This is a genomic window from Methylocaldum sp. (assembly GCF_039794385.1).
In the GTDB taxonomy this organism is placed as follows: Bacteria; Pseudomonadota; Gammaproteobacteria; order Methylococcales; family Methylococcaceae; genus Methylocaldum.
Window position 1 is genome coordinate 1 of the sequence record NZ_JBDIVO010000119.1, and the last position, 12,196, is coordinate 12,196.

The following is a 12,196-nucleotide window of genomic DNA, read 5'->3' on the forward strand; positions in this document are numbered from 1 at the left end:
GCGAAGATGTTGTCGGCCCAATGGAACATGTGCTCGTAATTTTCCGACGACGGCTCCGCCGCTTCGCCGAACGAATCCTCGACGCGCTTCATGCTGTGCGTTGTCGGATCGTATTGGTAAACCGCAGTCAACCACGACGCTTCGGTCTCGGTGATGGGGCTGAAGCAGGCCGAATTGGTCGTCGGCTGCGGGTCCGGTGTTTCGCCGACGAACGCGCGGATGATCGAGTCGACGCAAACTTTGGCCTGGGAGTTCGCCATGTGGCCGGACTTCGGTTGTGCCGTTGCCTGAGAATCGCCGATCACATAGATGTTTTCGTAGACGGTTGAACCGTAAGTCAGCGGATCGACCGTCGCCCATCGGCCCGTCGGATCGTTGACCACGCCGGCGTCGAAGACGATCTGTCCAGCTTTCTGGTTGGGAATCATGTTGAGCACGTCCGCCGACAACGCGCCGATCGTGGTGTCTATTGTCTTGAGCGATGAATTGACTTGGGTAATGCCTACGTTGGCGTGGTATTCGAGCGTTCCTGCATAGGTCTGGCTGAATGCCGTGCCGAATGTATGCGGCTCGGCCACGATGTCTGGGTTCGCATCCAGCACGATGATCTTCGAACGTCGCTTCTTGCGCTTCAGATAAGCGGCGATGATACATGCACGCTCATATGGGCCGGGTGGGCAGCGATAGGGCGCTTTGGGGACGTTCATGACGAACACGCCACCGTCCGGCATGGCCGCCAATTGATTCTTGAGCAGGGTAGTCTGGGGCCCGGCTTTCCAGGCGTGGGGCGTCAGGTTCGGGTCGTACAGACGTTCGGCTCCGGCCGGATTCGGGTTGATGAAGTCGATGCCGGGCGCAAGGATCAGATGCTCGTAGTCTAGTGTGGCGCCATTCGACAGACCCACCTTGCTACCGACCGGGTCGATGGCGGTAGCCATGGCTTGGACGATCTTGACGCCTCGATTTCTTAAACCGTCGTAGCTTAGGTTGATCCGGTTCATCGAGATGGCGCCGGTGATGACCAGGTTGGACAAAATACAGGCGTAGTGTGTGGCGTTGGGCTCAACCAGGGTGACATCGATGGTATTGTCCCAATGTTTGAGGTATTTGGCGGCCGTTGCGCCAGCGAAGCCTCCGCCGATGATGACGACTCGATTCGAGAGCGGTGTCGCGGCGCTCAAACTTCTGGGTATGGCCGCAACAAGCGAGGTTGCGCCGGCGAGTTTTAGAAATTGCCGTCTGTTGAAAGCAGTCATATTTAGTCTCTCCTGTCGGGAGTTGGCGTCATTGGTCCTGCGGTAGGAGGCTAGTCGTCCGAGGACGAGGCTCGCGGAAGCGAGCCAAGGTAGTCGGCGATCAACCGTAGTTGATCATCGGTATAACCGCGGGCTTGCCTGTCCATGATGTCCTCGACCGGGCGGTACTTTCTTTCGATCAGCTCGTCATACAACTCGTCGGCAGACTCCCCTGCCAGCGACTCGTAGCCCGAACCGTCGGTTCCGTGACATTGCGCGCATTGCGCGGCAAGGAGACGTCCGGCGGGAGGCTCGGAAAAGGCGCTTAGTGGAGTGGCCGTGGCAGTAATCAATACGAAACACGTTCTTAGGGGGTAAAACGATTTACGCATGTGTTACCTCGCTCGGTGACGTTAATGAGGTTTGGCCAATTCGTTTGCCGTCGCGCGGTCACTTGGTTTCCCCGCGCGACGGGACGTTTCTCTGTCGCCCTTGGTGGGGGGCAGGTTTCGGGTGTGTTTCGGTAACCCTACGGGATGTACTGAAATTTCCATGCCGCGGCCGCTTTCTGGGCGGATTCTTGTTCCCGAATACCGGGTTAACGTACCGGGTCGTGACCAAAGGAGTTACAGAATATGCTAATAAAACAATAAGTTGATATGGCATTAGCGGAAACCCGTGCTGGTGTTCACGCGGCTAGATGAAGCTGCGACGATGGACGCGAGCGGACTCGAGCTCGGCGGTTGTGACGCCGGCTAGCGACGAAAGAACAGGTTGATCAGCAGAGTCAACACGAGGCTGATGATGATCATGGAGGTGATGGGGATGAAGATGTACCGGTTTTCGTCCTGAATCCGGATATCACCGGGAAGCTTTCCGAACCAGCCGAACAGTCCCGGAGCGTAGGATAGGACCAATCCGAGCAGAAACAGGCCAATACCGACGTAGATGAGAATTTTCCCGAAAGACATCGCTCAAGTCCTCTTTGACGCTTCGCCACCATCAATCAAGTAGACCGTCGCGAACAGCAAGAGTGCTGCGATGCCTAGCAGCCACCGAATGTCGGTTTTGGTCGTGCGGCGCTCGACGAATTCCGGGGCGCGTAATGCGTCCATGAGACCTTCCGGCGTTTCCAGACGATGATAGCGGAGGCCGGTTGTCGCGCTCAGTTCGCGTAGATGGTTTTCGTCCAGCCAGGAAAGATAATAGCCTTCGCGCGGCGGTCGGGGTACGGTCTCGGTTGTTTCGTAGGCTGTGCTGGATTCCGGCATTTGCGCGATATCGGTGTTTTCCCAATAACCGATGAGCCGGTTTTCGCGATCGTATTTCGGCACTGTGGTCGGATGCAATCCGCCCACACCCACGATCAAGCCAGCGATTTCTCCCGGTTTTCCGGAAAATGTCGGTCGTATTGTTTGCGGCGGTGCTTCCTGGCCGTCGGTGAAGAGCGCCAGCCGAATGCCGGGATCTCGGTTTTTTACGTCCCGGATAGCGGCATAAACGCCTTGAGCGACAAAGCTGTTGGCTGCCCAGGCCATGCGCCAGTCGACATGGGCGAGCACATCGTCGATCACGCGCAGGTGTTCGCACACTTCTATGGGTTCGAACAGTAATTGAACGCTCTGAGTGGTGAAAAGTCCGAGCCCGACTTCCGAGCCGCACGGAAGATCATGCACCGCCTGCCGGATCGATTCCTTGACGAAATTGAGCCGGTCCGCCGGCATGTTTGCGACATGGTAATCGCGGACATTCATGCTTTGCGTGATGTCGATGACGAAGGCATAGCGATAGACCCGAAGCGGCAGCGGGAGTTTCGGATCGGCAAAGGTCAGCGCCACGAGCACGGTGGCAACGAACAGCGCCGTCGTGCGCCAGTCCCGGCGAACGAGCCGCATCCTCACGGCGCACCACCCGGAATCGTGGGCACGGTAGCGAATACACTGGGTTTCGCTCCGTGCCAATCCGCCTTTTCCCGCTCCTTGGCCGGCGGGGTAATCCTATGTGCGTATTCGAGATTGAAACGGGCATCCCAGTTAGCCGGATTCAACCGAAGAGTCTTCTGCAACTGTTCCTTGGCCAGGGCGACCAGCGTGTTGACACGGACATATTCCAATACGCCTTTGGCGTTCCACAGTTGGGCGGCCTCTCGAAGATACAGTGTTCCAAGATTGTAATGAACCTGCTCGCGAAGGTGCTCGTCGCCGCGTTCGAGAATGGTGGTGTAAAGGCGCAGGGCTTCCTGCGTCTCGCCCGATCGTTCGAGCCGATGGGCTTTGGCGAGTACCAGAACGGGCGGTGTTTTGTCGTCGACCTCGACCCTTTCCGGCTGGGAGATTAGAGTGTTTTGGCGGGCGATTCGGAAAACGGCATAACTTTCGTAAACGACTCCGGCCAGGAGGGCTGCCAGAAGACCCCAGATCAGCATCGGCGAGCGCCACATTCGCATCAAACGGGCCACGACTTCACCTCCAATGCTTTGGCGCTCAGGAGCAGTGCCAGAAATGCGAGAGCAGCGGCATAGCAGTAGCCGGAGATGTCCCTTCGCGGCAGTTTTTCCAGGTAGTGCAGCGGAAGATTTTCCAACTGCTCGACCTCTAGAATTGCGCGCTGCAGCGCTTCCGGATTTTCCGCCTCGAAAGCCCGATAGGGGACGCCAAGGTTTTGGAAATATTGATGTAGAAAATATTCCGGCGTCGTGCTTTCGCCCGGATTGACCGGCTTCTCCGAAAGGCGTCCGCTCCTTGGATTTCGGAGGTAAATCCAGTAAAGGGTCGCCTGCGTTTCCTGAAACCATTGCCGTAGCTGGTCGCGGGTTTCCTCTTCGATGCGCGCCGCTCCGTCCGAGACCAGCAGAACGATTCGGGACCCGGTGAACGGTTTTCCGCTGTAAAAATCGAGCGCCATCGCCAATCCGGGCGCGATGTTGGTTACTCCGTGACCGCGACCGCTGGTCGCTTCGATAGCCGCTAAGATCGCCGGCCGATCTTGAGTGAAAGGCATGACGTAGATTGGTGCAGCCGAGAAATCGATCATGGCGAACAGATCGTGCTCCCGTCGGGCGACGAATTCGGCCAGCAGCTTGCGGGCTATGGCGCCTTTGGTTTCCTGCGCGCGACCGCCCATATAGCTGCCGGAGAAATTCTCGTTCATGCTGCTGCTCCTATCGAGCAGAAGCACGATGTGGGCCCCGGTCCCGACTCTTTCCACCCATTGCTCATGCAAGTAAGGACCCGCGATGCCCAGGCTGAGACTAAGCGCTGCAGCGGCGGCGCTAGACCGCAGCAGTCGATCGAGCATCGTCGACAGCGGATCGCTCGGGAGCATCGAGATGGAGGGATAGGAAATCGCGGCTTGCCCGCGTTTTAATAAAGGAATCAGGGCGGTAATGCCGAGAATCAGTGCCCAAGGTGCGGAAAGCCCGATGTTCAAACACTCCTCCGTTCAGCAAGGACACACTGGCGGCATAAGGCTTCAAGCCGGGAAAACAGGGAATCCGCTGGTATCGGTGCATCGGGGGCGGTGAAAAAGACTTGCCGGGACAGGGCGAAGAAATGGTTAAGCTCGTCTCGAAGCTCGGCGAAGGCCGGATGGTCTGCCAGGAAGGATTCCAATTCCCCGGCAAACAGACGAAAACCGGCGGTGTCGTCCAAGGCTCGGTGCAGGAGCTTGATCGCGGTCCGGTACGCATCGGCATCGGCCGGTTTACGGCTGAGCTTCTTGAGATCGCGCATGGTGCGCGCAAACGGCGGGGCTGTCTTTGTAAAGAACGGCAGCTTGCCGTAACGCCATGCGAGAAGCGGCAGTACGGCCAGGGTTCCGGCGAGATAGGCGATAAGCCTCAGGCGGTGTGACAGGATCGGAAGCGGCTCCGGTACCACGGATTCGCGGATTTCGACTTTTTCGTCTGCAATGTCGGGCGGAATGATCGGTGCGATCGTGATATACCACGGCGGCGTTCGCGCTTCTAGCGGGGCTTGTCCCTGAAAACGGACCGGCAGTGACGGGATGGTCAATTTTTCCGGTTGCCGTACGCCTTTGAACACCTGATAGGTCAGCCGCAGTCGGTAATGGGCTACGTCTTTCGCGTTAGTCTTGGTCCAACTGACGGTGCGGAGATCCAGCCATTCATCGAGCGCGCCGGGCTTGGGCAGATATTCGGTCTCCAAAGCATAGCTTTCGGGTACCGTGATGAGGACGTGATAATCGATCAGGTCTCCCATGACATAGCCGAAATTCCGCGGTATCGACGGCTCGATGCGAGGCGTCAATTCGGCGGAGCAGGCGAGGGCAGGGGCCAGTAGAAGCGCCGGGCTCAAGCCGAAAAGCAGTTTAAACATCGGGCGCATCGTTCAGGTTCGATAAAAATAACGGGTCAGCTCGTCCGGGTCGAAACGGTCGATCAGGAAGAACGGCTCTCGACCATGAAGCGCGCAAATCTGCCCCAGTTCCTCGCGGCGCTTCTCGAACGACGCACTGATCTTCTCTCGTAGCGCGGGCCGCATGAGCAATCGCCGCCGGGCACCGGTCTCTGGGTCTTCGAAATTAACGAGACCCCACGAAGGTAGCCGATCGAATTCGGCGCTGTTCCATAAAACCACCGGCACCACATCATGGCGGACCAGGGCCTTGAGCAGTGTATCGAGGCGATCCAGGGTTAAATGAAAATCCGAAACGAGAAATACTAAGGCTTTCCGTTTCCCGAGATACGGTACGACCTCGTTCAGCCCGTCGGAGGATCTGCCCCGAGGGCGGAGGTTCTTGAGGTTCTCCAACAGTTCCGGCGCGGCGCCTTTATGCCAGCGCAGCGGCAGGAGCATGTCCTGGAGTATCGTGCTGTCGCAGCCGATAAAGCCGAAGAAGTCGCCGGTGCGGTAGGCGGTATAGGCCACCGAAGCGGTGAATTCGGCCAACAGTTCGGTCTTCGATCTCGTGCCCCGGAAACCCATCGATGCCGAAAGGTCGGCGACTACATAAACGGGAATCGCGCTCCTTTGGCGAAAAGTTCGCACCATGAGCTGCTCGAAAGGATCGTGCAGTGTGGCGCGTATATCCAGATTTCGCGGGTCCGGATTGGATGTTAATAGCGTATGACCGGCGAATTCGTAGCCGCCGCCCTGCCGTGCGCTACGGTGGTGGCCGGGATGGACACCCGGTGAGCGCCAATTAACGTGATAATGAAACTCGGGGATCAAGGCGCCGCGACGCGTTGCAGAATACCGCTCATGAGTTCACCGACCAGATCGCTTCGGCGAAGTTCATAAACCGGATTGAAGAAGACCCGGTGAGCGGTGGTGTCTACGAAGACCTGCCGAATGTCCTCGGGGATCAGGCTGGTCCGATCATTCAGCCAAGCCGAGACCCGGGCCGCCCGCATCATCATGCTCATTCCCCTGGGGCTGGCGCCGGCCAGGACCAATTGCCGCATGTCCACGCCGTCCATTTTGATGCCGTAATCCTGAGGTCGCCGAGTCGCCTGCCAGAGATCGAGCGCGTATTGTTGCAATGCGTCGCTGGCCTTGATCTCGACTTGAATGACACGGGCGATATCCGCAATGTCGCGGTAGGGCAGAACGCCTGGCTGTACGTCCTCTATCAGCCGATCGGTGTCGTGAAACCGGGGGTCAAACATCAAGGCACGCTGCATAGCCGGGTCCTGTGGCGTTTCGATGTGCAGTTCCATCAGGAAACGATCGCGTGCCGCCGAGGGAATTTCGAAGGTTTCTTCCTTCTCGACCCGATTGCGATCGGCGAAAACCAGGAGGTGCGGGAAAAAATACTCTCGGTTGAAGGCCGTTATGCTGCGTTCGGCCATGACCCGCAACAGTAATGAATGCACTTGAGGGCGGGCCCGGTTCACCTCGTTGAAGAAGAAAACGGAAAGCTGCTCGCCGTTCTTGAGGATGGGGCCCGGATCGACCTGCGGCCTGCCTACCTCGTTGATATAGGTATGGTAAATGAGATCGTTGGGCATCAGGTCGATTGTGCCCTCGATTCGTTCGTAAGCGCCGCCCAGTCCCCTAGCGACTGCTCTAAGTAAAGTCGTTTTACCCACTCCGACGTCGCCTTCCAGCATGACGTGGCCGCGGGAGAAAATCGCTAGCGTGATTTGGCGGATGGCGTGATCGAGGCCGATTACGGCGTTTCCGATTTCTTGCTGGAAGCTCAGGGCGCGCTGCCGCCAATCTGAGAGCAAGGTATCTTTGTCGTATCGAGACATAGCGCAGAAACGGGTCAACGGAGTAGAGAGAGGTACAGCAGCTGACCCAATAGGTTACAGCATCGGAAGGTGCAAAGGAAAAACCCCGCATTGCGGGGTTTTTGTCAGGGTTGGTTGCCGGTCGATCGCTTGCTAGAAATGCATGGCGTAATCGTACGAACCGACGTTCCTTAAGCGGTACCGGTCTCGGTCTGCTTTCCCGAATCGATGAGCGGATCGAAGCGCTGAATTTGGCTGTATCCGAAAGAGATCAGTTGCACGCCGATGTCGACGACGAGTCTGTAAAGTTCCGGCATGCGCGAAACGAGATAACCGATGTAGCCCAAGGCCGAGATACCGAGTCCGGCGGCGAGAACGGTCGGCAGGCCAATGCCGTGGAAAATTCGAACAATCTGGGTCAGTATGTCCAGCGGCAACAGCAGCATGACGCCGAAGTAGACGAGCGTCATAAAGGTAAACAACACGAATACGACGAACTTGAACGTCTTCGCCAATATAAGATCTATTTTCATGCGTATTTTTTCCTTCCCAAGCTAAAGCTAAAAACCTCTTCTTCGGGCCGGACCGATGGGAGTTGTGATTGCCGCCCAAGCCTCCGCGGTAGATCGGGAGCCCCTTCAAAAAACAAAAGCCGCGAAATACCGGCTTGAATTAATATGACTGTGATAATTTTCGCGGCATTTTAGCATATCAATCCTCCTCGGCCAGCTTTAATCGGGGCGAAGGATCTTGACTCAAAGCGGACGGATACCGCAGCAATCCAGTATTGCCGAGTGCGACGGGCCGGTCGGCTTTATCCGAAGGATAGCGATACTTTCGATCGTCATGAAATTCGACATGTGGAAATTCCGGACGTTTTGTATCGAGCATGCGAAAATTGCTTCCGTTTCAGTGCGAGGCATCTATACACGGCACCTTTCTTTAAATGACCAAGAAAGTTTTTCGTCTGTTTCCCCCACCCTTTGAAGAAGTCGTTCTAGAAGGACTTTATCTACAACTGAATCTGCACCGGCAGGGCACGCCCGACTCGCCGTTCGTCTATGCCAATTTCCTTACCAGCCTGGACGGGCGGATCGCGCTGGAGGATTCGAGCGGTCAGACTTACCTTCCGAAAAGCCTGACCACGCCGGATGATTTTCGGTTGTTTCTGGAGCTGGAGTGCCAGGCGGATTGCCTAATCACTCACGGCGGGTATCTCCGTTCACTGGCGCAGAAGCGCTTGGGAAACATTCTGCAAGTCGGTTTGACGGATACGACTCGCGATCTCGCGAAGTGGCGCGAGGAGCAGGGGCTGAGCCCTCAGCCGGCGATCATTATCGCGAGCGCCAGTCTGGATTTTCCGATGCCGGCATCCATCAAAGAACATCGTCAAGCCTGTTATATCGCTACGGGAGAACAGGCGGACCCCGCAAAGCTGGACTATTGGCGCAAGCAAGGTTACGAGGTGATTCTGGCGGGAAAGGGCAGAATGGTGGAGGGCGACGTGCTAACGCGCAGGCTGGGCGAGCTAGGTTACCGAACCATTTACCTTATCGCCGGACCCCATATGTTGGATACGATGGTGCGGAACGGACGTCTGGCGCGCCTGTTTCAAACCATCACCCATCAGTTGATGGGTGGGGAGGCGTTCCGTACTTTGCTGCCGGGACCGGAATTGGGGCCGTTTGGACACTTGAAGCTGGTGTCCTTGTATTACGATCCGACCTCGCCGTTGGGGGCGGGGCAGTGGTTCGCGCAATTCGAAAGCAATCACTCGTAGAGGCTGTGGGAGTCAAGGGGAATTGTATGGTGAAATCGGCGCTCGTCACTGGCGCGGCTCGCCGCATCGGCGCTGAAATCGTGCGTCGGCTGCATGCGGCCGGATACAACATCGTGCTGCATTATCACCGATCGGCGACCGATGCCGAGGCTTTAGCCAACGAGCTCAATGCCGTGCGAGCGAACTCGGTTCGTTTGTTGCAGGGCGATCTGCTTGAAACGGAAAGACTGACCGAACTCGTTCGGCAGGCGGCGGCGTTTTGGGGTGGTTTGGACGTGTTGGTGAATAACGCTTCCGGTTTCTATCCTACGCCGTTTGGAGCGATCACTGAGGTTCAATGGAACGACCTCTTGGGCAGCAACCTCAAGGCGCCGTTTTTCCTGGCTCAGTCGGCCGTTCCCTATCTACGCGACCGTAAGGGTTGCATCATCAACATCGGCGACATTTACGCCGATCATCCTATCGAGAAATATTCGGTCTACAGTCTCGCCAAGGCCGGATTGGCGACGATGACCCGCGCTCTTGCCAAAGAGTTGGCGCCGGAAATTCGAGTCAATGGCGTCGCGCCGGGCGCCATTCTATGGCCCGAGCACGACGCCCATCCCGCGAAGAAAGCTGAAATCTTGGCGCGTATTCCTATGAAACGCGCCGGGGAGGCTTCGGATATCGCGAAAGCGGTATTGTTTCTGGTCGATGATGCGCCGTACGTGACCGGGCAGATGCTGGTCGTGGATGGCGGGAGGAGTTTATTCAGCTGATATCCGAAACCGAGCCCACCCGCCACTGGTTGACGCTAGTCTTGTCGAATTTGGCCCACAGCTCGGCGTAGGTCTCGCCGATCACCGGATGCTTTCGATTCGGCGCGATCTCCGCGAGCGGCTCCAATACGAAGGCGTAACGGGTGATGTCCTCGCGCGGCAATGTAAGCTTTCCTTCTTGGAGCACCTCGTCGCCGTAAAGAATCAAATCGATATCGAGGGTACGCGAGGAGAACTTTTTGCAATCTCGTGTACGCCCATGATTGTTTTCGATCTCGCTCAGGATCTTTGCGATCTCGGATACCGGGAGTTCGGTGGAAAAGGCCGCTACCAAGTTGTAAAAGCGAGCGCCTTCGAAGCCTACCGCTTCGCTTTCGTAAACGCCGGAGACAGTCAACGAGCCGACACGCTCTTCCAGCTCTCTAAAAGCGGAAGGAATGTGCTTTTCTCTTTCGATATTGCTGCCGATGCTCAGGAAAACATCAGGCATATTTTCGTTTATCTCCTCTTTCGATAATGATTCCGACATCGCTGGCTTTACGGATCGCGCCCTTCTTGTTTAGCGTCAACCTAAGCCACGGCACATCAAATTCATCGATAACGATTTGAGCGACCTTCTCGGCTAGAGTTTCCACGAGAAAGAAGTCGCTTTCTTCCACGAAAGAAATGATGCGTTTGGACACCGCTTTGTAGTCGAGCGTGTGTTCGATATTGTCCGATGCCGCCGCCTCGCGGATGTCGGTACCCATTTCCAAATCGATCAGGATGGTTTGCTTGATCTTTCTCTCCCAATCGTAGATGCCGATCACCGTCTCGATCTCAAGGCCGCGTAGAAATATAATGTCCATCGTCAATCCGACCGGTTTTCGCTATTTCGCGAATTGGTAACATAAAAATTACAAAACTGGCAACCAGGATACATAATAAGCGCATGGCGGTGTGGTTTTTAGTTCCTTTGGCCTATTTCCTAGGCTCGCTATCCAGTGCGGTAATCGTAAGCCGATTGTTTCGCCTTCCCGATCCCCGAGAACAGGGCTCGAAAAACCCCGGTGCGACCAATGTGCTGCGGTTGGGTGGTAAAAAAGCAGCCGCGATTACCTTGTTAGGAGATGCCGCCAAGGGGTTGGTTCCGATCTTGTTGGCCAAGGCTTTTGACGCTGACCTGCTTGTGATCGCTTTGGTGGGGTTGGCGGCATTTTTTGGCCATCTTTACCCGGTATTTTTCCAGTTTAAGGGCGGCAAAGGCGTTGCTACAGCCTTGGGGGTGCTCTTGGGATTTTCATGGATGGTAGGCTTGGCTGCTCTATTGACGTGGATTGCGATTGCTTTCGTCTCGCGTATCTCGTCGCTTGCGGCTTTGGCTGCGTCCGTTCTGGCACCCGTCTACGTTTGGCTTTTGACCGGTTCCGAGGCGTTGATTGGCGCCTCGGTCGTGATGGTCTTGTTTCTGATTTGGCGGCATCGGGGAAATATCGAGCGTTTGCGTCATGGACAGGAAGCGCGGATCGGGCGTAAAGCCTGATGATTTCAGAATTGCCGCTTGTTTAGGCTGTTGACTCTTGCGATAGGGCGAGCGGTGCTAACTTGCTTAAGGGCCACCGCGGAAGAGCGTTGATCTCGGGGGGCTCCGTTTGGCCGGCGAGCAGTCTCTGGCAGCCGGCAAATGCGATCATGGCGCCGTTATCGCCGCAAAATTCGAGTCGCGGAAAATAAACCCGGCAGTTTTCTTCGCTAGCCATGTGCTGAAGTTTGTCGCGCATAGATCGGTTGGCGCTGACTCCGCCCGCGACCACTAAGCGGGTGAGCCCGCTTTCCTTGAGCGCCCGCCGGCATTTGATCGCCAGTGTATCGACCACCGCATCCTGGAATGCCTTGGCAATGTCCGCTTTATCCTGTCGAGTTTTGGCGGTGGATGCGAATGTTTGTAACGTATGCGTTTTAAGGCCGCTGAAGCTGAAATCGAGACCTGGCCGATCGGTCATGGGGCGAGGGAATTCAAACCGATGCTCGTCGCCTTCCTCGGCCAATTCTGCGATCGCGGGACCTCCTGGATAGCCCAGATCAAGCATCTTGGCGGTTTTGTCGAAGGCTTCCCCGGCGGCATCATCCACCGATTCTCCCAAAATGTGATACAGGCCGATGCCTTCTACCTCGACGAGCTGGGTGTGGCCACCGGAAACGAGGAGCGCGATAAACGGAAAATCGGGTGGGTCGGACTCCATTAAAG

16 protein-coding genes are annotated in these 12,196 nt (G+C 56.5%); 3 read left to right on the forward strand and 13 right to left on the reverse strand.

What is annotated here, in order from left to right:
- The 10 genes from ABJK70_RS11920 to ABJK70_RS11965 all read right to left on the reverse strand — a co-directional run.
- On the reverse strand, positions 1 to 1,256 hold a 1,256-nt coding region (locus tag ABJK70_RS11920), incomplete at its 3' end, for an FAD/NAD(P)-binding oxidoreductase (RefSeq protein WP_347258089.1).
- A 50-nt stretch (positions 1,257 to 1,306) separates the two neighbouring features.
- A complete protein-coding gene (locus ABJK70_RS11925) occupies positions 1,307 to 1,627 on the reverse strand; it encodes a c-type cytochrome (protein ID WP_077728445.1) in 321 nt (106 codons plus the stop codon).
- A 363-nt stretch (positions 1,628 to 1,990) separates the two neighbouring features.
- Complete coding sequence (locus ABJK70_RS11930; RefSeq protein WP_086135166.1) at positions 1,991 to 2,206, reverse strand: DUF2905 domain-containing protein; 216 nt, start codon at positions 2,204 to 2,206, stop codon at positions 1,991 to 1,993.
- 3 nt (positions 2,207 to 2,209) lie between these two features.
- Entirely contained in the window at positions 2,210 to 3,130 is a 921-nt protein-coding gene (locus ABJK70_RS11935) for a VWA domain-containing protein (protein WP_086135167.1), read from the reverse strand.
- A gap of 2 nt (positions 3,131 to 3,132) precedes the next feature.
- Positions 3,133 to 3,693: an MxaK protein gene (locus ABJK70_RS11940; protein WP_143735051.1), complete on the reverse strand. Its 561-nt coding sequence runs from the start codon at positions 3,691 to 3,693 to the stop codon at positions 3,133 to 3,135.
- The gene (locus ABJK70_RS11945) at positions 3,681 to 4,664 is read right to left on the reverse strand and encodes a vWA domain-containing protein (RefSeq protein WP_347258090.1); all 984 of its coding nucleotides are present in this window, start codon (positions 4,662 to 4,664) and stop codon (positions 3,681 to 3,683) included. The genes ABJK70_RS11940 and ABJK70_RS11945 overlap by 13 nt, the downstream gene beginning before the upstream one ends.
- Positions 4,661 to 5,572, reverse strand: a complete 912-nt coding sequence (locus ABJK70_RS11950) for a hypothetical protein (protein ID WP_156880248.1) — start codon at positions 5,570 to 5,572, stop codon at positions 4,661 to 4,663. Before ABJK70_RS11950 ends, ABJK70_RS11945 begins: the two co-directional genes overlap by 4 nt.
- Before the next feature lie 12 nt (positions 5,573 to 5,584).
- Positions 5,585 to 6,427, reverse strand: a complete 843-nt coding sequence (locus ABJK70_RS11955; protein WP_077728439.1) for a DUF58 domain-containing protein — start codon at positions 6,425 to 6,427, stop codon at positions 5,585 to 5,587.
- Entirely contained in the window at positions 6,424 to 7,452 is a 1,029-nt protein-coding gene (locus tag ABJK70_RS11960; protein ID WP_077728438.1) for a MoxR family ATPase, read from the reverse strand. The genes ABJK70_RS11955 and ABJK70_RS11960 overlap by 4 nt, the downstream gene beginning before the upstream one ends.
- A gap of 170 nt (positions 7,453 to 7,622) precedes the next feature.
- A complete protein-coding gene (locus ABJK70_RS11965) occupies positions 7,623 to 7,964 on the reverse strand; it encodes a hypothetical protein (RefSeq protein WP_077728437.1) in 342 nt (113 codons plus the stop codon).
- Between the two features lie 413 nt (positions 7,965 to 8,377).
- Here ABJK70_RS11965 and ABJK70_RS11970 point away from each other — a divergent pair, with 413 nt between their 5' ends.
- Together ABJK70_RS11970 and ABJK70_RS11975 are read left to right on the forward strand one after the other, a co-directional pair.
- Positions 8,378 to 9,211 (forward strand): dihydrofolate reductase family protein, encoded by an 834-nt coding sequence (locus ABJK70_RS11970; RefSeq protein ID WP_077728435.1) that lies wholly within the window; start codon positions 8,378 to 8,380, stop codon positions 9,209 to 9,211.
- Positions 9,212 to 9,237: 26 nt separating this feature from the next.
- Positions 9,238 to 9,969 carry a pteridine reductase gene (locus ABJK70_RS11975; protein ID WP_347258091.1) on the forward strand — a complete coding sequence of 244 codons (732 nt, stop codon included), beginning with the start codon at positions 9,238 to 9,240 and terminating at the stop codon, positions 9,967 to 9,969.
- Here the strand turns inward: ABJK70_RS11975 and folK are convergent.
- Together folK and folB are read right to left on the reverse strand one after the other, a co-directional pair.
- On the reverse strand, positions 9,962 to 10,459 hold the full coding sequence (gene folK / locus ABJK70_RS11980) for a 2-amino-4-hydroxy-6-hydroxymethyldihydropteridine diphosphokinase (RefSeq protein ID WP_347258092.1): 498 nt from the start codon (positions 10,457 to 10,459) through the stop codon (positions 9,962 to 9,964). The genes ABJK70_RS11975 and folK overlap by 8 nt on opposite strands.
- Positions 10,452 to 10,817 carry a dihydroneopterin aldolase gene (gene folB / locus ABJK70_RS11985; protein ID WP_077728432.1) on the reverse strand — a complete coding sequence of 122 codons (366 nt, stop codon included), beginning with the start codon at positions 10,815 to 10,817 and terminating at the stop codon, positions 10,452 to 10,454. The genes folK and folB overlap by 8 nt, the downstream gene beginning before the upstream one ends.
- Positions 10,818 to 10,900: 83 nt before the next feature.
- On the opposite strand from folB, the gene plsY reads away from it, so the two are divergent.
- Complete coding sequence (gene plsY, locus ABJK70_RS11990; RefSeq protein WP_077728431.1) at positions 10,901 to 11,491, forward strand: glycerol-3-phosphate 1-O-acyltransferase PlsY; 591 nt, start codon at positions 10,901 to 10,903, stop codon at positions 11,489 to 11,491.
- Positions 11,492 to 11,513: 22 nt separating this feature from the next.
- Here plsY and tsaD read toward each other — a convergent pair.
- Positions 11,514 to 12,196 (reverse strand): tRNA (adenosine(37)-N6)-threonylcarbamoyltransferase complex transferase subunit TsaD (gene tsaD, locus ABJK70_RS11995; protein ID WP_347258093.1); only part of this gene is annotated, 683 nt, incomplete at its 5' end.

What these genes read in the sequence shown, in the direction of transcription:
- ABJK70_RS11925 (WP_077728445.1), bottom strand. Translation starts at nt 1,627, where the DNA reads ATGCGTAAATCGTTTTACCCCCTAAGAACGTGTTTCGTATTGATTACT.
- ABJK70_RS11930 (WP_086135166.1), bottom strand. Translation starts at nt 2,206, where the DNA reads ATGTCTTTCGGGAAAATTCTCATCTACGTCGGTATTGGCCTGTTTCTG.
- ABJK70_RS11935 (WP_086135167.1), bottom strand. Translation starts at nt 3,130, where the DNA reads ATGCGGCTCGTTCGCCGGGACTGGCGCACGACGGCGCTGTTCGTTGCC.
- ABJK70_RS11950 (WP_156880248.1), bottom strand. Translation starts at nt 5,572, where the DNA reads ATGTTTAAACTGCTTTTCGGCTTGAGCCCGGCGCTTCTACTGGCCCCT.
- ABJK70_RS11960 (WP_077728438.1), bottom strand. Translation starts at nt 7,452, where the DNA reads ATGTCTCGATACGACAAAGATACCTTGCTCTCAGATTGGCGGCAGCGC.
- ABJK70_RS11965 (WP_077728437.1), bottom strand. Translation starts at nt 7,964, where the DNA reads ATGAAAATAGATCTTATATTGGCGAAGACGTTCAAGTTCGTCGTATTC.
- ABJK70_RS11970 (WP_077728435.1), top strand. Translation starts at nt 8,378, where the DNA reads ATGACCAAGAAAGTTTTTCGTCTGTTTCCCCCACCCTTTGAAGAAGTC.
- ABJK70_RS11975 (WP_347258091.1), top strand. Translation starts at nt 9,238, where the DNA reads ATGGTGAAATCGGCGCTCGTCACTGGCGCGGCTCGCCGCATCGGCGCT.
- folK (WP_347258092.1), bottom strand. Translation starts at nt 10,459, where the DNA reads ATGCCTGATGTTTTCCTGAGCATCGGCAGCAATATCGAAAGAGAAAAG.
- folB (WP_077728432.1), bottom strand. Translation starts at nt 10,817, where the DNA reads ATGGACATTATATTTCTACGCGGCCTTGAGATCGAGACGGTGATCGGC.
- plsY (WP_077728431.1), top strand. Translation starts at nt 10,901, where the DNA reads ATGGCGGTGTGGTTTTTAGTTCCTTTGGCCTATTTCCTAGGCTCGCTA.